Origin of the sequence: Pandoraea sp. E26, from assembly GCF_000681415.1 — a bacterium.
In the GTDB taxonomy this organism is placed as follows: domain Bacteria; phylum Pseudomonadota; class Gammaproteobacteria; order Burkholderiales; family Burkholderiaceae; genus Pandoraea; species Pandoraea pnomenusa.
Genome location: NZ_AYXJ01000002.1, coordinates 410,634 through 429,483, shown reverse-complemented (window position 1 = coordinate 429,483; position 18,850 = coordinate 410,634). Strand labels below are relative to the sequence as shown.

General features: G+C 64.1%; 18 protein-coding genes. 2 read left to right on the top strand and 16 right to left on the bottom strand.

Annotation, left to right across the window (positions count from 1 at the left end; genetic code table 11):
- Positions 1 to 35: 35 nt before the first annotated feature.
- The 6 genes from W930_RS0102025 to ndk all read right to left on the bottom strand — a co-directional run bounded on the left by W930_RS0102025 (position 36) and on the right by ndk (position 6,375).
- Positions 36 to 665 (bottom strand): tetratricopeptide repeat protein, encoded by a 630-nt coding sequence (locus tag W930_RS0102025; protein ID WP_023873937.1) that lies wholly within the window; start codon positions 663 to 665, stop codon positions 36 to 38.
- 32 nt (positions 666 to 697) lie between these two features.
- The gene (gene hisS, locus W930_RS25675) at positions 698 to 2,074 is read right to left on the bottom strand and encodes a histidine--tRNA ligase (RefSeq protein WP_023596521.1); all 1,377 of its coding nucleotides are present in this window, start codon (positions 2,072 to 2,074) and stop codon (positions 698 to 700) included.
- A 67-nt stretch (positions 2,075 to 2,141) separates the two neighbouring features.
- The gene (gene ispG, locus W930_RS25670) at positions 2,142 to 3,422 is read right to left on the bottom strand and encodes a flavodoxin-dependent (E)-4-hydroxy-3-methylbut-2-enyl-diphosphate synthase (protein WP_029754083.1); all 1,281 of its coding nucleotides are present in this window, start codon (positions 3,420 to 3,422) and stop codon (positions 2,142 to 2,144) included.
- Between the two features lie 20 nt (positions 3,423 to 3,442).
- Positions 3,443 to 4,504: a RodZ domain-containing protein gene (locus W930_RS25665; RefSeq protein WP_024788401.1), complete on the bottom strand. Its 1,062-nt coding sequence runs from the start codon at positions 4,502 to 4,504 to the stop codon at positions 3,443 to 3,445.
- 261 nt (positions 4,505 to 4,765) lie between these two features.
- Positions 4,766 to 5,887: a 23S rRNA (adenine(2503)-C(2))-methyltransferase RlmN gene (rlmN, locus tag W930_RS0102005; protein WP_023596524.1), complete on the bottom strand. Its 1,122-nt coding sequence runs from the start codon at positions 5,885 to 5,887 to the stop codon at positions 4,766 to 4,768.
- 62 nt (positions 5,888 to 5,949) lie between these two features.
- Positions 5,950 to 6,375 carry a nucleoside-diphosphate kinase gene (gene ndk / locus W930_RS0102000; protein WP_023596525.1) on the bottom strand — a complete coding sequence of 142 codons (426 nt, stop codon included), beginning with the start codon at positions 6,373 to 6,375 and terminating at the stop codon, positions 5,950 to 5,952.
- A gap of 407 nt (positions 6,376 to 6,782) precedes the next feature.
- On the opposite strand from ndk, the gene W930_RS0101995 reads away from it, so the two are divergent.
- Complete coding sequence (locus tag W930_RS0101995) at positions 6,783 to 7,484, top strand: Bax inhibitor-1/YccA family protein (protein ID WP_023596527.1); 702 nt, start codon at positions 6,783 to 6,785, stop codon at positions 7,482 to 7,484.
- 163 nt (positions 7,485 to 7,647) lie between these two features.
- Here the strand turns inward: W930_RS0101995 and rlmD are convergent, their stop codons facing one another.
- From rlmD to W930_RS31100, 5 genes are all read right to left on the bottom strand, one after another.
- The gene (gene rlmD, locus W930_RS25660; protein ID WP_023596528.1) at positions 7,648 to 9,177 is read right to left on the bottom strand and encodes a 23S rRNA (uracil(1939)-C(5))-methyltransferase RlmD; all 1,530 of its coding nucleotides are present in this window, start codon (positions 9,175 to 9,177) and stop codon (positions 7,648 to 7,650) included.
- 131 nt (positions 9,178 to 9,308) lie between these two features.
- Positions 9,309 to 10,085, bottom strand: coding sequence for a 3'-5' exonuclease (locus W930_RS0101985; RefSeq protein ID WP_023596529.1), 777 nt, complete (start codon positions 10,083 to 10,085; stop codon positions 9,309 to 9,311).
- Positions 10,086 to 10,243: 158 nt separating this feature from the next.
- On the bottom strand, positions 10,244 to 11,329 hold the full coding sequence (gene rpoS, locus W930_RS0101980) for an RNA polymerase sigma factor RpoS (protein ID WP_023596530.1): 1,086 nt from the start codon (positions 11,327 to 11,329) through the stop codon (positions 10,244 to 10,246).
- Between the two features lie 15 nt (positions 11,330 to 11,344).
- Positions 11,345 to 12,118, bottom strand: a complete 774-nt coding sequence (locus tag W930_RS0101975) for a peptidoglycan DD-metalloendopeptidase family protein (RefSeq protein WP_224785342.1) — start codon at positions 12,116 to 12,118, stop codon at positions 11,345 to 11,347.
- A gap of 85 nt (positions 12,119 to 12,203) precedes the next feature.
- Complete coding sequence (locus W930_RS31100) at positions 12,204 to 12,845, bottom strand: protein-L-isoaspartate(D-aspartate) O-methyltransferase (RefSeq protein WP_369798639.1); 642 nt, start codon at positions 12,843 to 12,845, stop codon at positions 12,204 to 12,206.
- Between W930_RS31100 and W930_RS31095 the strand changes: the two genes are divergently transcribed.
- Entirely contained in the window at positions 12,835 to 13,020 is a 186-nt protein-coding gene (locus W930_RS31095; RefSeq protein ID WP_369798642.1) for a hypothetical protein, read from the top strand. The two genes, W930_RS31100 and W930_RS31095, sit on opposite strands and share 11 nt — an antisense overlap.
- A 361-nt stretch (positions 13,021 to 13,381) precedes the next feature.
- Here W930_RS31095 and surE read toward each other — a convergent pair whose 3' ends face one another.
- The 5 genes from surE to W930_RS0101940 all read right to left on the bottom strand — a co-directional run bounded on the left by surE (position 13,382) and on the right by W930_RS0101940 (position 18,658).
- Positions 13,382 to 14,143 (bottom strand): 5'/3'-nucleotidase SurE, encoded by a 762-nt coding sequence (gene surE, locus W930_RS0101965; protein WP_023596533.1) that lies wholly within the window; start codon positions 14,141 to 14,143, stop codon positions 13,382 to 13,384.
- A gap of 171 nt (positions 14,144 to 14,314) precedes the next feature.
- Positions 14,315 to 15,133: an ABC transporter permease gene (locus W930_RS0101960; RefSeq protein ID WP_023596534.1), complete on the bottom strand. Its 819-nt coding sequence runs from the start codon at positions 15,131 to 15,133 to the stop codon at positions 14,315 to 14,317.
- Positions 15,134 to 15,298: 165 nt separating this feature from the next.
- Positions 15,299 to 16,111, bottom strand: coding sequence for an ABC transporter ATP-binding protein (locus W930_RS0101950; RefSeq protein ID WP_023873935.1), 813 nt, complete (start codon positions 16,109 to 16,111; stop codon positions 15,299 to 15,301).
- Entirely contained in the window at positions 16,111 to 17,142 is a 1,032-nt protein-coding gene (locus tag W930_RS0101945; RefSeq protein ID WP_023873934.1) for an ABC transporter substrate-binding protein, read from the bottom strand. Before W930_RS0101945 ends, W930_RS0101950 begins: the two co-directional genes overlap by 1 nt.
- A gap of 142 nt (positions 17,143 to 17,284) precedes the next feature.
- A complete protein-coding gene (locus tag W930_RS0101940) occupies positions 17,285 to 18,658 on the bottom strand; it encodes a CaiB/BaiF CoA-transferase family protein (RefSeq protein WP_023873933.1) in 1,374 nt (457 codons plus the stop codon).
- Positions 18,659 to 18,850: the final 192 nt, after the last annotated feature.

The following is an 18,850-nucleotide window of genomic DNA, read 5'->3' as shown; positions in this document are numbered from 1 at the left end:
GAGGGTAATACTTGCCAACGGAATGCCGACGCGCGTCAGGCCCCCAGCGCGTCGAGCTTGAACTGCACGAACTGCCGCATGCCCGAGTCCTGCTTGTCGAGCTTGTCGAGCGCGAGCTTGTATGCGGTGCGCGCATCGGCCACCTTGCTCTGCGCGACGAGCACGTCGCCGCGACGGTCGGCAAACAGGGCAGCATACGCCGCCGGCGGGTTCTCGAGCAGCTTGAGTGCCTCGTCGTAGGCCTTCTCGTCGAGCAACACACCCGCCAGACGCAGCTTGGCCAGTTGCTTGTACTCGTCGTCCTTCGCATTCGACACCGCCCATTGCAGTTGGGCCTTGGCGCCGGCAGCATCGCCCGCGTCCGAAAGCGACTTCGCCGCCAGCAGCGCGGTCATCTGCGCATACGGCGTGCCGCTGAACTTGCTCTCCATGTCGGAGGCAATACGCGCGACCTTGGCCTTGTCCTTCGCATCGATGGCGCTTTCCAGTTCGCCGTACAGCACGCCCGCCTCGACCGTTTGCTTGCGCTCGTAGTAGCGCCACAGGTTCCAGCCGCCATAGGCCAGCATGATGACGACCAGCGTCCAGATAACGTAATTGCCGTACTGCTTCCACCAGGCTTTTACGTTCTCGATCTGTTCCTGTTCCTCGTGATAGCTGCTCATTCGCCGGGGTTCTCCGTGTCTGGCGTCTTGGATTAGTGAAGCGTTTCGTTGCCCGTACCGTTGCCGGTCAGGCTTTCGTTCACGCTTTCGTCGGCACTGGCGACGATCGCGTCGATCAGGTGCTCGGCGAGGGCGTCGAACGCCACGCTCGTCTGGTTGTTGGCCTGGTCGGCCGCGCGCAGGTGCTTGACCACCGCGGTGCCCGAGGCAACTTCGTTCTCGCCGACGATTACGGCGAAATTCGCCCCGCTCGCGTCCGCGCGCTTCATCTGCGACTTGAAGCTGCTGCCCTTGCCGTCCGGGCTGCAATGGAACACGACGTTCAGCCCGGCATCGCGCATGCGCTCGGCCGCGATCAGCGCCGGCGCCACCGCCGACTCACCCTGGTGCACGACGTAGACGTCGGCGCCTTCGGCCTGCGGCACGAGATCGTCTTCACGCAGCAGTTCGAGAATTCGCTCCACGCCCATTGCCCAGCCGCATGCCGGCGTGGCATCGCCGCCCAACTGTTCGATGAGGGGGTCGTAGCGGCCGCCGCCGGCCACCGTGCCTTGCGCGCCGAGCTTGTCGGTCACCCACTCGAACACGGTCAGGTTGTAATAGTCCAGCCCCCGCACCAGGCGCGGATTGATCGTGAACGGGATGTTGTTCGCCTTGAGCAGCGACTGCACACCCTCGAAGTGCTTGATCGACGCCTCGCCGAGGTAATCGATGAGCTTCGGCGCACCTTCGACCATCGCCTGCATCGCGGGGTTCTTCGTGTCGAGCACGCGCAACGGGTTCGTGTACAAACGACGCTTGCCATCCTCGTCGAGCAGGTCGACGTGCTTTTCCAGATACGTGATCAGGTCGGCACGGTGGCGCGCGCGCTCCTCGCCCTGCCCCAGCGAGTTCAGTTGCAGATGAATCCCGGTCAGGCCGAGATCGTCCCACAGGCGCTGGCACATCAGAATGATTTCGACGTCGGCATCGGGACCGGCCAGGCCGAGCGCCTCGACGCCCACCTGATGGAACTGGCGATAGCGACCGCGCTGCGGCTTCTCGTGACGGAACATCGGACCGAAATACCACAGGCGCTTCGGACCGCCGTAGAGCAAATTGTGCTCGAGCGTCGCACGCACAGCGGCGGCCGTACCCTCGGGGCGCATCGTCAGTTGCTCACCGTTGAGCGAATCGGTAAAGCTGTACATCTCTTTCTCGACGATATCGGTCACTTCGCCGATACCGCGCGTGAACAACTGCGTGTGCTCGAGAATCGGCGTACGGATCTGCTGATAGCCATACGCGCGCAGCATGGCGCGCACCGATTCTTCGAAAAACTCCCACAGGGCTTCGTCCTGCGGGAGGATGTCGTTCATGCCCTTGACCCCGGCCAGCTTGGCGGGGCGTTTCTTCTTTGCGTCAGTCATATTCTCTTGTGTCCTGCCTGCTTGCTCCTGCCTGCAACGGCCTCACTGCCCCACCGTCGGCACGGGGTCAGGCAGCGACCACCCCTTCGGCCTGACCGTAGCGCGTCTTCACGTACTCGTCGACGATCTGCTGGAATTCCTCGGCGATGTGATCGCCGCGCAGCGTGCGTACCTTCTCGCCGTCGACAAACACCGGTGCGGCCGGGGATTCGCCCGACCCCGGCAGGCTGATGCCGATGTTCGCGTGCTTCGATTCGCCCGGGCCGTTCACGATACAGCCCATCACGGCCACGTGCATGTTCTCGACGCCCGGATATTGAGCCTTCCATACCGGCATTTGTTCACGCAGATACGTCTGGATGCTCGAAGCCAGCTCCTGGAACACCGTGCTCGTCGTACGGCCGCAACCCGGACAGGCGATGACCATCGGTGCGAACGCGCGCAGGCCCATCGTCTGCAGGATTTCCTGCGCCACCACGACTTCGCCCGTGCGTGCGCCACCCGGCTCCGGCGTCAGCGAAATCCGAATCGTGTCGCCGATCCCTTCCTGCAGCAGCACCGCGAGCGCGGCCGTCGACGCCACGATGCCCTTCGACCCCATGCCGGCTTCGGTCAGCCCCAGATGCAACGCATAGTCGCAGCGCCTGGCCAACTCGCGATACACGGCGATCAGGTCCTGCACGGCGCTCACCTTGCACGAGAGCAGGATCTTGTCGGCCGACAGCCCCACGCGCTGCGCGAGTTCCGCCGATTCGAGCGCGGACGTGATGAGCGCTTCGTACATCACGCTTTGCGCGTCCCACGGGGTGGCGCGCGACGCGTTTTCGTCCATGATGCGTGCGAGCAGCGACTGGTCCAGACTGCCCCAGTTCACGCCGATGCGCACCGGCTTGTCGTGCTTGATCGCCATCTCGATCATCTGCGCGAACTGCGTGTCGCGCTTGGCGCCCTGCCCGACGTTGCCCGGGTTGATACGATACTTCGAGAGCGCCTGCGCGCACTCCGGATAGTCGGCGAGCAGCTTGTGACCGTTGTAATGGAAATCACCCACGAGCGGCACCGTCACGCCCATGCGATCGAGCTGCTCACGAATCGCCGGCACCGCCGCGGCGGCCTCCGGCGTATTCACGGTGATACGCACGAGTTCGGAGCCCGCCTGCGCAAGTTCCTTGACCTGGATGGCCGTGCCGATCGCGTCCGCGGTATCGGTATTGGTCATCGATTGCACGCGAATCGGCGAGTCGCCACCGACCGTCACGAGCTGGCCGCCCCAGCGAATCGCAACCTTGCGCGACTGACGGCGCGGCGCCGGACCGCCGATGATCGGCATGCATTCTACAGAAGCCATGATTACCCTCTTTCGGTCACTTACTGGAGCGTCAGACGCGCCACGTTGCCCGCATTGCGGGACTTGATCTCGACCGGTTGACCGTTGAACTCCAGCGACTCGACGCCCGCGACGTTACCCACGACGATCCTGAGCGGCGCATCGCCCGTAATTTCCTGTTGCGCACCTGCGCGCAGCAACTGGGAGAACAGCACCTTGCCGTCCTTCGAACGCACTTCTACCCAGCTATCCGCCTTCAGACGCAACGCAATCTTGCCATTACCCGGCGCACCGGCGCTCGACGCCCTGGCGTCCGACGGCGCCTCGGGGGCCGAAGCCACCTGCGCCGCGGCGGCCGCGCTCGCGATACCCGCCACCACATGCGTGGGGTCGACGGCCGCGATCAGGCCCGGGCCAGCAACGGCGGCACTGGCCGTCGCACCATTGACCGTATTTTCCGTGTTCCCGATGTTGGCCCCATCCGCGCCCGGCGGCGTGCCGTTGGCGTCGGTAACCACCGGCTGGCTCGCCGGCTCGGCGGCGTCCGTCGCACCTTGCGCCGACACGCCGCTTGCGAGTTCGGCCGGCTCGACCGAACCGCGTCCGGCCTTGTGGGCGTTGCCAAAGTACCAGGCGGCGCCAGCGATCACCACGAGCGCGGCTAGCGCCCAGGGCCATTTGGCCTGCGACGCGGCCACCGGCGAGCGAAAGCGCACCGGGCTCTTCGGAATGCTCGGCTGCCCCGTGGGCGCCTGCGGAATATCGATGGGTGCCGCGCGGCCGAAACGACGCAGCGGTTCGATCATCGGCTCCGGATCCGCGCCGAGCATGCGTGCATAGCTGCGCACGACGCCCTGGAGGAATGGCATCTCCGGCAAGGCATCCCACTCGCCGGCTTCGAGGCGCCTGAGCTTTTGCACCGACACTTTCAGACGCGCCGACACGTCTTCGATCGACATGCCGCGCTGTTCGCGCAATGCGGCCAGTTGCGCACCCACCTGCGCGCCCAGCTCAGCCAATCCGGCGGAAGACGATCCCTGCGGCAGCCCTTGGCCCTGAGCCTCGGCTTGCCCGCCTGCATCCGCCTGATTCTGGTTATCCATCGATACGCCCCCGTTCGTAAGCAGCCGCCCGCAGCGGCTGAGGATATGCTGACGACAGTCCCGCTACATCATCAGACGTACGCTCGGCGTGAAGATCTGCTCGGCGCATCGACGGATTCGGCATGGAACTGACGGAATCGCGCGGCGCACGAAACGCGCCCCGCGCAAGGAATGCTGTCCTGCGAGACTGATCCGACGGGCGGCACGGCGCGTGCGGGGCCGACGGCCCTCGCCACGGTCCGCGCCCGCCCGTTCGCAACCTCATACGGTACGCACCTCGACCGCGATTTTCCCGAATTTGCCGCGTTGCGCAAGCCGTGTGCGGTCCTGCACTTCACCGGCGAGTTGGCCGCACGCCGCGTCAATGTCGTCGCCACGCGTCTTGCGCACGGTGGTGACCAGGCCCGCGTCGAGCAGAATTTGAGCAAATCGCTTGATCTGCGGATCCTTCGAACGCAGCAGACCGGATTCGGGAAACGGATTGAACGGAATCAGATTGAATTTGCACGGCACGTCGCGCGTCAGGGCGACCAGCTCGCGCGCATGCGCTTCGGTGTCGTTCACACCGTCGAGCATGCAGTACTCGAACGTGATGAAATCGCGCGGCGCCACTTCCAGGTAACGCTCGCACGCGGCCATCAGTTCGCGTAACGGATATTTCTTGTTGAGCGGCACGAGCACGTCGCGCAGCGCGTCGTTCGGCGCATGCAGCGACACGGCCAGCGCCACGGGCAACTCCTGGCCCAGGCGATCCATCATCGGGACCACACCGGACGTCGACAATGTAACGCGCCGACGTGACAGCCCGTAAGCATTGTCGTCGAGCATCAGGCGCATGGCGCCCACGACGTTATCGAAATTGAGCAGCGGCTCGCCCATGCCCATCATCACCACGTTGGTGATGACACGCTCGTTCTTGCCCTCGCGCCCGAGATCACGACGCAGCGCGAATTCGGCCATCCACAGCTGGCCGATGATCTCGCCGAGCGTCAGGTTGCGCGAGAAACCTTGCTTGCCGGTGGAACAGAACCGGCAATTGACCGCGCAGCCCGCCTGCGACGAGACGCAAAGCGTGCCACGCGTTTCCTCGGGAATGTAGACGGTCTCGACGGCATTGCCGTTGCCCACGTCCAGCAGCCATTTGCGCGTGCCGTCCGCCGACAGGTGGTCGGTGATGGCGGCGGGCGCTGCGATGGTCGCGCGCGTCTTCAACTTCTCGCGCAGCGACTTGGCAAGATCGGTCATGCCGTCGAAATCGGCGGCACCCATCTGGTGGATCCAACGCTGGAGCTGGCGGGCACGGAACGGCTTTTCGCCGAGCGTGCCGCAATAGGCGGCCAGACCGTCCGGATCGTAATCAAGCAGATTCGTAAGGTGGGTCATGGCCGTAGTCCGTCTAACATCCCTTCGGTAACTTCCTGCAATCGAGCGACTGAACGCGCGGCTTAGCGCGCGTAGACGTTCATGCCCGGGAAGAAGAATGCCACTTCCACGGCGGCCGTTTCAGCGGCGTCCGAGCCGTGCACGGCGTTGGCGTCGATGCTGTCGGCGAAGTCGGCGCGAATCGTGCCCTTTTCGGCCTTCTTCGGATCGGTGGCGCCCATCAGTTCGCGGTTCTTCGCGATGGCGTTCTCGCCCTCGAGCACCTGGATCATCACCGGACCCGAGACCATGAAGTCGACCAGATCCTTGAAGAACGGGCGCTCCTTGTGCACGGCGTAGAACTGCTCGGCTTCGGCGCGCGACAGGTGCACGAGCTTGGCAGCGGCGATCTTCAGGCCTGCGCCTTCGAAGCGGCTGTAAATCTGGCCGATCACGTTCTTGGCAACGGCATCGGGCTTGATAATCGACAAAGTGCGTTCGACTGCCATGAAAAACTCCAAAAAATTAAGCAGTTATATAACCAACATGAACCCATAATTGTAGCACGAAGGCTGTTATGATGGGGATGGAACCTACAGTGCGCGTACCGCTCAAACGCAGGACGGCCGGGACGATCCGGCTTTTCGTGAAGTCGACGCAGGGGTATGAATCGGCAACCCTCCTATTATTGGAGGGTCGGGTGTCGGAAAGGTGAATTGAAATTCGGGGATTCGCCCGCAAATTTCGAGCGTCTTCCGAGTCCGCTGCCGGGTATCTTTCGGTATCCTCTGGACTTCGACGACGAGCCAGTCGCAGCGGCTGCGGGGAATTTGCCGGAGAAACGCCGGCATCGTAAGCGTCAAGCGGCGCTTGCCGGCCCCGCCGGCGGGCACAATGACCACGGAGAACACAATATATGAACCAGGACTTCCAACGTTTCGGCTACGGCGGGACCGCCGGCGCCACCACCGTACAAGTGCGCAACAAGGTACTGCGCAATACGTACTGGCTGCTCGCTCTGTCGATGCTGCCGACGATTGCGGGCGCCTGGCTGGGCGTGAACTACGGTTTCGCCTTGTTCGCGGGCAGCCCGATGGTCAGCATGATCGCCTTCCTGGCGATCGCTTTCGGCTTCATGTTCGCGATCGAGCGCTTCAAGAACAGCGGCGTGGGGGTTGCCCTGCTGCTGGGCTTCACGTTCTTCATGGGCCTGATGCTCACGCGCCTGCTGAGCTTCGTGCTGGGCTTCTCGAATGGCGCATCGCTCATCATGCTGGCGTTTGGCGGCACGGCGGTGATCTTCGGCGTCATGGCCTCGATCGCCACGGTCAGCAAGCGTGACTTCAGCGGACTCGGCAAGTGGCTGTTCATGGGCGTGCTCGTGATCCTTCTGGCCTCGGTCGCCAACATCTTCCTGCAACTGCCGGCACTGATGCTGACGGTTTCGGTGCTTGCCATCGCGATCTTCTCCGCCTACATCCTGTTCGACGTCCAGCGCGTGGTGAATGGCGGCGAAACGAACTACGTGACGGCAACGCTGGCGATCTACCTCGACCTTTACAACATCTTCACCAACCTGCTCGCCTTGCTGGGCGTGCTGGGCGGCAACCGCAACTGATCTGCCGCGGATGCGGTGGGTGCGCCCACCGCATCCATCTCGATCCGACAAAAAAACCAGTCCCTCGGGACTGGTTTTTTCGTTTTGGCGAATCGCGCCGCGCGCCTCGTCCTTCGCCGGGCCACGGGGAGAGAAGCGGGATTGCCGTCCCGCCCGCACGAAATCACTCGCTTTCGTGGACCACACCGTCACCGCCGATGGCACCGGCGATCGCCTCGACCCCCTCATCGGCGGGCGTCGCCTCGTCCTGCGGCTCCGACACGCGCACGCGCGGCACCCAGGGCTGACCGATACTCTCGTGCTCGAACACCGCCATCGATTCGACGTGCGACGTATGGGGGAACATGTTCACCACCCCCGCCAGCGTCAGACGGTAACCCGCCTCGTGCACGAGCAGGCCGGCGTCTCGCGCAAGCGTTGCAGGACTGCACGACACGTAAACGATTCGCCTGGGTAGCCCATCGTAGCCCTGTTGCGCCAACTCGGCGAGCGCCTTCGCGACGGCCAGCGCCCCTTCGCGCGGCGGGTCGATCAGGTAGCGATCGAACGCGCCCAGCGCCCGAATGTCGTCAGGCGTGATGTCGAACAGGTTGCGGCACGCGAACTCGGTACGATCCGCCACACCATTGCGCTGGGCGTTGGCCAGCGCCCGCTCCGTAAGCGCCGTGCTGCCCTCGATCCCCATCACGGTGCCGGCGCGACGCGCCAGCGGCAGCGTGAAGTTACCCAGGCCGCAGAACAGGTCGAGCACGCGCTCATGCGACTCGGGAGCCAGCAGCCGCAGCGCACGATGGACCAGTACGCGATTGATCTGGTGATTGACCTGCGTGAAGTCCGTCGGCTTGAACGGCATGCGGATCTGATATTCCGGCAGCGTGTAATGCAGCTCCGGCTCGAGCGGATAGAACGGCACCGCGGTATCCGGCCCCTTCGGCTGAACCCAGAACTGCACACGATGGGCGTCGGCAAACGCACGCAGAATGGTTTCGTCTTCTGGCGTAAGCGGCTCGAGAATACGCAACACGAGGGCTGTCACGTCCGCGCCGATAGCCAGCTCGATCTGCGGCAGACGCTCGCGAATCGAGAGCGACTCGACCAACCGCCGCAAGGGCACGAGCATGTCGGAAACATGGCGCGGCAACACTTCGCACGAGTCCATGTCGGCCACGTAGCTGCTCTTGCGTTCGTGAAAACCGATGAGCACCCCACCCTTCTTCGGCACGTAACGCACCGTCAGACGCGCCCGGAAACGGTACCCCCAGTCCGGGCCCTGAATCGGGCGAAGCATGGCTTCGGCTTTCACTTTCCCCAACCGGGCGAGATTGTCCTCGAGCACGCGCTGCTTGATGGCGATCTGTGCCCGGGGCTCGAGGTGCTGCATCGAGCAGCCGCCACACTTGCCGAAATGGGGGCATTGCGGCTTCGCGCGCATCGGACTCGAGCGCAGCACGCTGACGGCTTCGGCCTGCTCGAACTTGGGCTTGCGGCGATAGCTCAGATAGGTGACGCGTTCGCCGGGCAATGCGCCTTCGACGAAGATGACCTTGCCGGGCTTGTAATCGGGGGTACCCGGCTCACCCTCTGGCGCGGTGCGGCCAACGCCGCGCGCTTCCATGTCGAGCGATTCGATGTCGATGATGCCGGGCTCGGCGGCCGGCCGGCCGCGCGAGGCGTTTCGGGAGGAACGGGTCACGTCTTGGTTCTCATGGGCGACAGCAAACCCGGCATTTTAATCGATTCGTCCGCCCCTGACGCGTGCAGGCCGCGTCGCACCGCACCCCCATGCCTCGAACTGTCGATTCCGCGCACCGCCCCGCCTTGCGTTCAGCCCCACGCGTCGAGATATTCCTTCCAGTGGGCAGCGGCCTCCTGCGCGAGCGAATTTTTCACAAACTCGATTTCCTGCTCGTACTCGGCCTGACGCAGTCCACCGCGCATCAACTGATAGCGGCAATAGACGAGGTACGTGTTCACGACATCCGTCTCGCAGTAGTTGCGAATTTCCTCGAGCTTGCCTTGGCGATACGCCTCCCACACCTTGCTGCCGTCCATGCCGAGCTTGCCCGGGAAGCCGCACAGTTTGGCCAGATCGTCGAGGGGCGCGTTTGCCCGAGCCTGATACATCGCCAGCAAGTCCATCAAATCAAGGTGACGCTGGTGGTAGCGGCTGATGTAGTTGTTCCATTTGAACTCGCGATCGTCTTCGCCCATGTCCCAGTAGCGCGGCGCGGCAATGCCGTGAATCATCGCGCGGTAGTGCAACACGGGCAGATCGAATCCGCCGCCGTTCCACGATACGAGTTGCGGCGCGTACTTTTCGATCGTGCGATAAAACCCCGACACCAGTGCGCCCTCGCCGTCCTCGAGCGTGCCCAGCGACTTCACCCGGAAACCGTCGCGATCGCGAAACACGCAGGAAATGGCGGCGACACGCTGCAGATGCAACGGCAGGAAATCATGCCCCACCTTTTCGCGGCGCGCAGCAAACGCGGCTTCGGCAACGGCATCGTCGGACAGGCCGGCGTACGCCGGTTCGAGCTTGCGCAAGCCCTCGACATCGGGAATCGTTTCAATGTCGAAGACGAGTACGGGAGATGGCATGGTGACAATCGAAAGAGAAAAAATAGTGAGCGCCGCAATGCGGCATCGACGTGAGGCATGACCCGCCGGCAACGTCGGCGATTCGCGGCAATCCGTGATGCCGACCGGCGCGTGTCAGCGAGATGGCAGCATGCCGTAAGCGACTGGACCTGCGTTGCTCAGAGCACCGCGTCCTTGCGCACGCCGTTCGACGCGAAGTAGCGCTTGAGCTTGACGAGTGCTTCCTGCTGGATCTGACGTACGCGCTCGCGCGTCAGCCCCATTTCGTCGGCCAGCTCTTCGAGCGTCGCGGGCTCGACGCGATTGAGCCCGAAACGACGCTCGATCACGTAACGATGCTTGGTCGACAGCCGGGACAGCCACAGACGCATCAGGTCCTCCAGCTCTCGGTGTTGCACCTCTTGCTCGGGAGCCTCGCTGTGATCGTCGGACAGCAAATCGAGCAGACTGCTGCCCGGATCGATGTCCAGCGGTGCGTCGAGCGACGCCACGTGTTCGTTGAGCGCGAGGATGTCGGTAATTTCCTCGGGCGTCTTGCCGGTCAGGTCGGCAATGTCCTCGATACTGGCCTCGCGTTGTTCGCCAGCGTCGACATACGCCGCGCTCTTCTCGAGATGACGCTTGGCGCGCAGCACCTGATTGAGCTCGCGAATGACGTGCACCGGCAAGCGCACGGTTCGCGCCTGATTCATGATGGCCCGCTCGATGCTCTGGCGAATCCACCACGTGGCGTAGGTCGAGAAGCGGAACCCGCGACCCGGATCGAACTTCTCGATGGCGTGCATCAGGCCGAGATTGCCTTCCTCGATCAGATCGAGCAGCGGCACCCCGCGATTGAGATAGCCTTTGGCGATACTCACGACCAGACGCAGGTTGCGCTCGATCATGACCTGACGGGCGTCGAACTCGCCCGCTTGCGCGCGCGTGGAGTAATCGAGCTCCTCCGCGGGCGTGAGCAGCGGCTTGACACTGATGCGGTTGAGATAGTGCTGGACGGTGTCGGCCGTGAGTTCGGCCTGCAGCACGGTGCCGAAGTCGTCGGCGTCGGCGGACTTGCGCTTGCGCACGCCACCGCCGTCTTCGGCGGCATCGGACGACGAGGCGTCGTCGTCCTCCGCCTCGCGCTCGTCGAAAGCGTCGTCCACGTCCTCGTCCTGCCGGGATTGCCGATCGTCGATTTCCTGATCGGGCTCCGGGGCAGCGAGGTCTTCCTCTTGCGAAGTACGACGCTTTCTCTTGAGCATTCGACCCTGCCTAGATTATTGAGGCGGCAAATACTTCATCGGATCCACAGGCTTGCCATCCTTGCGCACTTCGAAATGCAGCATCACACGGTCTGCATCCGAACTGCCCATTTCGGCAATTTGCTGACCCCGCGTAACGGAGTCGCCTTCCTTGACCAACAGTTTGCGGTTGTGCGCATACGCCGTCAAGAAGGTGGCGTCGTGTTTGATGATGACAAGGTTGCCGTAGCCGCGCAGCCCCGCGCCGGAGTACACCACCTTGCCCGCCCCGGCGGCGTAGACGGGGGCGCCCGCGTCGGCGGCAATGTTCAGCCCCTTGTTCTTCGAATCGTCGAAACGCCCGACGACCATCCCCTTTGCCGGCCACGAGAGTTGCAGCTCGCCGCTCGACACCGCGGTCGGCGCCGACGACGTTGCCGGCGGCGGCACAACGGCCGGCGGCACGGTCGCCGCCGTGTTGCCGGTGCTCGACGGCGTGCTGGCCATCGGCGGCGGCAGCGGCGTGCCGGTGTCGCCTGCCGGCGGCTTCACGCGCAGCACCTGACCGACCTCGATCTGGTCCGGATTCTGGATGTTGTTCCAGCGCGCGATGTCGCGATAGTTCTGACCGTTCTCCAGCGCGATGCGATAGAGGCGATCACCGGGCTTGACCCGGTAATAGCCCGCCGGCACCGGCGTGTTGTCGATAACGGGCGCAGCACCCGGCACGTTGCTGTCGGTCGTCGCACCGCCTACGGTACGGTCGACGACCGGCGCCCCGACTTGTCGCGATGCGCACGCTGCCAGCATGCTCAGCAACAGGACACTGGCGACGCGTTGTTGGAAACCCGCTCGCAAATTCACTCAAATCCTCCGCAGAATAGGCCCGTCGGGCTCAAATGATGCCCGATTTTAAGGGGACGAATAACACCCTATCAAGCTGCGTCTCGCGCCATTGGCGCGCACCGACGCGCTCGATCAGGGTCAAAATCTGTTGCTCGCCGCCAACCGGCGCGACGAGACGCGCACCAACGGCCAGTTGGTCGATCAGCGCGTCCGGAATCTCAAGCCCGGCGGCCGCGATCACAATACCGTCGAACGGGGCGACCGCTGGCAATCCCAGGCGTCCGTCGCCGTAATGCAACCGGATGTTCGGCACGCGCAACGGCCGAAGATTGGCTTTGGCCCGCTCATGTAACGGCCGAACCCGCTCAATGGAATACACGTCGCGCGCGACGCACGACAACACGGCCGCCTGATAGCCGCAGCCAGTGCCGATCTCAAGCACCTTCTCGAGCGGACGTCCGCCCGCGAGCAGTAACTCGATCATCCGGCCGACGACCGAAGGCTTCGAAATCGTTTGTCCGTGGCCGATGGGCAGCGCGGCGTCCTCATACGCCTGAGTGGCCAGCGCGGCGTCCACGAAGCCATGGCGCGGCACCGTTGCGAGCGCCGCCAGCACGCCCGCGTGTTTGACGCCGGATGCGGCGACGCGTTCAGCCATTCGCGCCCGCACCCGATCGGATGTGAGTCCCATGCCCTCGGGCACGCTGGTGACCGCCGACGGGCCCGTGCGTACGGTACCGACAGACGAAACCTTCGCCGACGCGCCGCCATGCGACATCCCCGACGCACCGGCGGTACCGGCGGTGCCGACGGCACCGGCGACGGCCGGCTTGTGCAAACCGCCCGCAGCGGGCTTTGCCGCCTGACGCGGTGGGGTCTTCGCGGCGTGTGGGGCGGGTTGGGCATGCGGCGCCGCCGCCGGGCGCGCCAACCCTTTGGGCACGACGGGATGCGGCGTCTGGGCGCCACCCGGTCGCGCGGACGCGCCCGCCATCGGCGTCGACGCAGCGCGCGGTCCAGTGCGCGTGTTGGAATGCGCCGTAGCCGCGCCTCCTGCCGCCGGCGTTTTCCCATTCCCCGGGTTCGCTGAGCCCGCCTTGCGCGTCATTGCCGCGGGCGGTGCCCCTGCGGGACTTACCCGCGACGCCTTGTCGAGCGTCGGCGCCTTGCGTTGCCGACGCGTCATCACTTCGGCCAGGGGGAGAGGAAAACGCTTCGGCGGTGTCGTCATCGTTGGGCCACCCCTGCGCTGGCCAGCCAGTCATGCACGACGCCGAGCCGTGCGTTATGCGTGAGATCCAGTTGCAAGGGGGTGACCGAGACGTAATCGTGCGCCACGGCGTGAAAATCGGTGCCTTCGCTGCTGTCGCGCGCGTCGCCGGCCGGACCGATCCAATAAATGGCTTCGCCGCGCGGATTTTCCTGACGGATCACCGGCTGCGATTGGTGTCGCTTCCCAAGACGCGTGGCGAGTGCGCCTTTGAGCCGATCGTACGGCAAATTGGGAATATTGACGTTCAACAGGAACGGCGCGCCCAGCGGGCGCTCCATGTAGCGTTCGACGATCTCGCGCGCCACGCGTGCGGCGCTGTCGAGATGATCCCAACCCTTGTTGACCTGGGAAAACGCGAACGAGGGAATGCCGAACAGGAAACCCTCGGTGGCAGCGGCCACGGTACCGGAGTACAGCGTGTCCTCGCCCATGTTCTGGCCGTTATTGATACCCGAGACGACGATATCGGGACGCTCATTGAGCAGGCCTGTGAGCGCCACGTGTACGCAATCGGTCGGTGTGCCGTTGATGAACGTGAAATCGTTGGCCGCCTTGAAGACGGAAAGCGGCCGTTGCAGGGTCAGGGAATTGGACGCACCGCTACAGTTCTGTTCGGGCGCCACCACGGTAATGTCGCCAAGCGGTGCCAGCGCTTCGTAAAGCGCGGCCAGGCCTGGCGCCTGATACCCATCGTCGTTGCTGAGCAGGATTCGCATGCGGCAATTGTAACCGAGGAAAGGTACCCGGATATGACGCCTTCGCGGCATCGATCCACGCTTGGCCACGATCCGGGGTGGGCGGCAACGGCAAAATCGCCGTGTGTCGCCCAGTCGGCCATGCCACTGCCGCGAGCGCCGGAAACCCGGGGCGCCAGCGACACCGGCGCGCTACATCTTCTCGGTCTCGCCGGCTTGCGGTTGCCACACGAGCAAGCGCCGCTCGGCCACCCCGACCAGTCCGTCGAGCACCAGGGCGAATGCGGTGAGGATCAGCACCCCGGCAATCACGGCATTGATGTCGAACGTGCCCTCGGCCTGGAGGATGAGGTACCCCACGCCGCGCGCGGAGCCGAGGTATTCACCGACCACCGCGCCGACGAATGCCAGCCCCACCGAATTGTGAAGACTGGAGAACACCCAGCTCGTGGCGCTCGGCAAGTAGACGCGGCGCAGCAACTGGCGCTGGTTCGCGCCCAGCATGCGGGCGTTGGCCAGCACGACCGGACTCACTTCCTTCACGCCCTGGTAGACGTTGAAGAACACGATGAAAAACACCAGCGTGACCCCAAGTGCGACCTTCGACCAGATACCCAGCCCGAACCAGACCCCGAAAATCGGGGCGAGAATCACGCGCGGCATCGAATTGGCCGCCTTGATGTACGGATCGAGCAAGGCGCCGGCGCTAGGCGAGAGCGCCAGCCAGAGCCCGACCGCCAGGCCGGACACGGTGCCGATGATGAAAGCCAGCACCGTTTCGAGCAGCGTCACACCCAGATGCAGGTAGATCTCGCCGCTGGCGAACCATTGCCAGATTTGCAGGAGCACTTTCTGCGGTTCGCCAAAGAAGAAAGCCGCCTTGTCGGGGCTGTCGAAGTAGAACGCGGGCAGCAGCGTCGGGCTGGTGAGCACATACCAGACAAGAAACGCCACCGCCAGCAGCAGCCATTGCCACAAACGCAAATGCCGCATGATCGAACGATTACGCATGACAAACGGATTCCGGGAAATTCAGACGGACACGCAAACGAGCCGTCAGACAAGCCAATCGAACAGGCCGAAGCCATCCGGGAGATCGAACCAGTCCAGCCAATCGAACCAGCGCGCCCAGCCGCATGTACTCATCAGAAAGCCCGCGATTTGGCACATGACGATTCAGACCGCCTTCAACTGTTGGGCATAGCCCTTGAGCACTTCCTCGCGCAGCACGTCCCAGATCTGGGCGTGGAGCTCGGTAAAGCGCGGATGGTTCCGGATTTCCGCCACATCGCGCGGACGCGGCAGATCGATCCGGAACTCCCCTATCGGATGGGTGCCCGGCCCCGCGGCGAGCACCACGACACGGTCGGACAATGCAATCGCCTCGTCCAGATCGTGCGTGATGAAGAGCACCGCGCGACGTTTGGCCGCCCACAGCTCGAGCAACTCGTTCTCCATCAGCTGTCGCGTCTGGATATCGAGCGCTGAAAACGGCTCGTCCATCAAAATGATGTCGGGGTCGAGGATCAGCGTCTGCGCCATGGCAACCCGCTTTCGCATCCCGCCCGAGAGCTGGTACGGATATCGGTCGCCGAATCCGCCGAGCCCCACCCGCTTGAGCCATTCATGGCCGCGCGCCTTCGCCTCGTCGGCCGCCATGCCGCGAAATTCGAGGCCGGCGGTCACGTTGTCGATCGCGTTGCGCCAGGGCATCAGCGCTTCGGCCTGAAACATGTAGCCGGCGCGCGAATTGATGCCCCGAAGCGGTTCGCCGAACACCTTCACGGCGCCCGACGACGGCATGAGCAACCCCGCCGCGACGTTGAGCAAGGTCGACTTGCCGCAGCCGGTCGGCCCCACGACGGAGACGAACTCTCCCGGCGCAATATCGAGCGAGGTGTCCGCCACCGCCGTGTAACGCCTGGCGCGATCGTCGCGTGCGACGAAGGTGCACGTAATGCTGTCGAAACTCAGAGCCGGCGCAGTCATCATTTGTACTTGGCGTCGGCCTTCTTGGTGAACTCGTTCGTGAACGTCTTCGACAGATCGATCGACTTGCCCTTGACGGTTTCGTCGAACGCCTGGAGCGTGCGCAGCGCCGTTGCCGGACCGTCGGCGGGAATCATCCCATCGGGCGAGATCGCTTCTTTCACCCTCGCCCAGGCGTCAAGGTAAAGCGCACGATCGCCCAGCAGGTAGGCATCCGGCACCGTCTTGATGATGTCCGACGGACCGGCCGTCTGCAGCCAGCGCAATGCGCGAACCATGGCATTGGTCAGCGCCTGCGTGGTGTTCGGATTTTTCTGGATGAACGTTTCGTTCGTGTAAAGACACCCGGCCGGCATGTTGCCGCCGAACAACGATACCGTTTCCTTGAGCGTGCGCGTGTCGGAGATCACGCGGATTTCCTTGTCGCGCTCGAGCATCGTGATGACCGGATCGAGGTTCACGATCGCATCGATATTGCCCGAGCGGATCGCGGCGAGCGCACCGGACGAGGCCCCGACCCCGACGAAGGCCACCTCATTGGGTTTCACGCCGCCCTTGGCGAGCACGAAGTTCGCCATGATGTTCGTGGACGATCCGGGCGCGGTCACACCGATCTTCTTGCCGCGCAGATCGGCGATCGACTTGTAGTTCGGCAAGGTCTTGTTGGACACGCCGAAAACGATCTGGGGCGCACGGCCCTGCAGCACGAACGCGCGGATGTACTGATGCTTCGCCTGCAACAGGATCGTATGTTCGTACGCCCCCGACACCACATCCGCGCTGCCGCCGACCAGCGCCTGCAACGCCTTCGAACCACCGGCGAAGTCCGAGATCTCGACGTCCAGACCTTCGTCCTTGAAATAGTTCAGACGCTCGGCAATCGTGAGCGGCAGATAGTAGAAGAGGTTCTTCCCGCCGACGGCGATGGCGACCTTGGTCTTCTCCAGCTTGGCTTGCGCGAAGCCCGGACGAATGCCGGCCCCGATCAGACCGGTCGCGGCCAGTGCCGTAACGAATTGACGTCGTTGCATGGTTGTTTGTCTCCTTGGTTGCAGCGATTTTTCTTGGTGTGACGTGCGATGGGTGTGACGTGCTGCAGGGGCATCGCGTAAGGCGGCAAAGCGCGGACGATGCCGCATCTCGCGCGCCCCGGCGGGCACCAGGCAGTTTGGCTCAGATGACCCCGTTCTCGCGCAGCGCCTTGATTTGCTCGGCATCATACCCCAGGCGTGCGAGCACCTCGTCGGTGTGCGCGCCCAATTCGGGGCCGAGCCACTGCGTCTGGCCAGGCGTCTCCGACAGCTTTGGCGTGACGTTGGGCAGATCGATCGGCGTGCCGTCGGGGAACGTGTGACGCTGGATCATCTGGCGCGCGATGAACTGCGGGTCCTTGAACATGTCGGCCACGGTGTAGATCCGGCTCGCGGGCACATCCGCGCCCTGCAGCACGTCGAGCGCCTCCTCGATCGGTCGCTCGCGCGTCCAGTTGCCGATGGCATCGTCGATTTCCTGCGTGCGTGGCACGCGTCCGTCGTTGTGCGCCAGGCCGGGGTCTTCCGCCAGATCGGCGCGACCGATGGCGTGCATCAGCCGCTTGAAGATCGGGTCGCTGTTGCCGCCGACGACGATCATGCCGTCGGCGCAGGGATAGGTATTCGAAGGCACGATGCCCGGCAGCGACGCGCCGGTTCGCTCGCGCACCATGCCCGCCACGCTGTATTCGGGCACCACGCTCTCCATGAGGTTGAAGACAGCCTCGTAAAGTGCCACGTCCACGACCTGCCCTCGCCCGCCGTTCGCATTCCGATGGTGCAGCGCCATCATCGCGCCGATCACGCCATGCAGCGCCGCGATCGAATCGCCAATCGAAATGCCGATACGCGGTGGCGGCAGATCCGGGTAGCCGGTGATGTGCCGCAATCCCCCCATCGATTCGGCAATGGCGCCGAAACCCGGGCGGTCGCGGTACGGCCCGGTCTGTCCGTAGCCCGACAGGCGCACCATCACGAGCCCGGGATTGAGCGCGGACAATTGTTCGTATCCCAGACCGAAGCGCTCGAGCAGGCCCGGCCGGAAATTCTCCACCACGATGTCGGCCTGCGCCGCCAGCTTGCGCACGATCTCCTGGCCTTCCGACGATTTGAGGTTGATCGTCACCGACTTCTTGTTGCGTGCCTGCACGGCCCACCATAGCGAAGTACCGCCGGCGTCGGGGTGCAGCTTGCGCCACTTGCGCAGTGGATCGCCGTGCTGCGGATCCTCGATCTTGATGACTTCAGCGCCGAATTCGCCGAGCATGCGCGCCGCGAACGGCCCAGCGATGAGCGTACCGAGCTCCAGGACCTTGACCCCGGCGAGCGCGCCGCGCGCGGGCAGGCCAGCGGTCGCGGCGGAATTCTGCGACGAAGCGGCCCCGGGAGTACCGGCAGTACCGGGATTTCCGCCCATACCGGACGGATCGGACGGATCGGACGGATCGGACGTGGCAACCGAATCGGGTGAACGCGACGGTTCAGACGATGTGAACGACGTGGACGACTTGGACAACGCGTGGACTCCTGTACCCGTCGACGGCCATTGCCGTCGACTTCGAAACGCGCCCGGTGGGCGGCGCCTGTCACCATGGGTGGCAAATGAAGTCCGTATAGTAATTCGACAGTCGGCTATCGGCCAATAACGTAGAACCCGATACCGGAGAGTTCCGATCCGGATCGTCGCGAAGTCCTAAACTTGGCCTTC

Coding starts and splice junctions, on each gene's coding strand:
- W930_RS0102025 (WP_023873937.1), bottom strand. CDS start 665: ATGAGCAGCTATCACGAGGAACAGGAACAGATCGAGAACGTAAAAGCC.
- hisS (WP_023596521.1), bottom strand. CDS start 2,074: ATGACTGACGCAAAGAAGAAACGCCCCGCCAAGCTGGCCGGGGTCAAG.
- ispG (WP_029754083.1), bottom strand. CDS start 3,422: ATGGCTTCTGTAGAATGCATGCCGATCATCGGCGGTCCGGCGCCGCGC.
- W930_RS25665 (WP_024788401.1), bottom strand. CDS start 4,504: ATGGATAACCAGAATCAGGCGGATGCAGGCGGGCAAGCCGAGGCTCAG.
- rlmN (WP_023596524.1), bottom strand. CDS start 5,887: ATGACCCACCTTACGAATCTGCTTGATTACGATCCGGACGGTCTGGCC.
- ndk (WP_023596525.1), bottom strand. CDS start 6,375: ATGGCAGTCGAACGCACTTTGTCGATTATCAAGCCCGATGCCGTTGCC.
- W930_RS0101995 (WP_023596527.1), top strand. CDS start 6,783: ATGAACCAGGACTTCCAACGTTTCGGCTACGGCGGGACCGCCGGCGCC.
- W930_RS0101985 (WP_023596529.1), bottom strand. CDS start 10,085: ATGCCATCTCCCGTACTCGTCTTCGACATTGAAACGATTCCCGATGTC.
- rpoS (WP_023596530.1), bottom strand. CDS start 11,329: ATGCTCAAGAGAAAGCGTCGTACTTCGCAAGAGGAAGACCTCGCTGCC.
- W930_RS0101975 (WP_224785342.1), bottom strand. CDS start 12,118: ATGCTGGCAGCGTGCGCATCGCGACAAGTCGGGGCGCCGGTCGTCGAC.
- W930_RS31100 (WP_369798639.1), bottom strand. CDS start 12,845: ATGGGACTCACATCCGATCGGGTGCGGGCGCGAATGGCTGAACGCGTC.
- surE (WP_023596533.1), bottom strand. CDS start 14,143: ATGCGAATCCTGCTCAGCAACGACGATGGGTATCAGGCGCCAGGCCTG.
- W930_RS0101960 (WP_023596534.1), bottom strand. CDS start 15,133: ATGCGTAATCGTTCGATCATGCGGCATTTGCGTTTGTGGCAATGGCTG.
- W930_RS0101950 (WP_023873935.1), bottom strand. CDS start 16,111: ATGACTGCGCCGGCTCTGAGTTTCGACAGCATTACGTGCACCTTCGTC.
- W930_RS0101945 (WP_023873934.1), bottom strand. CDS start 17,142: ATGCAACGACGTCAATTCGTTACGGCACTGGCCGCGACCGGTCTGATC.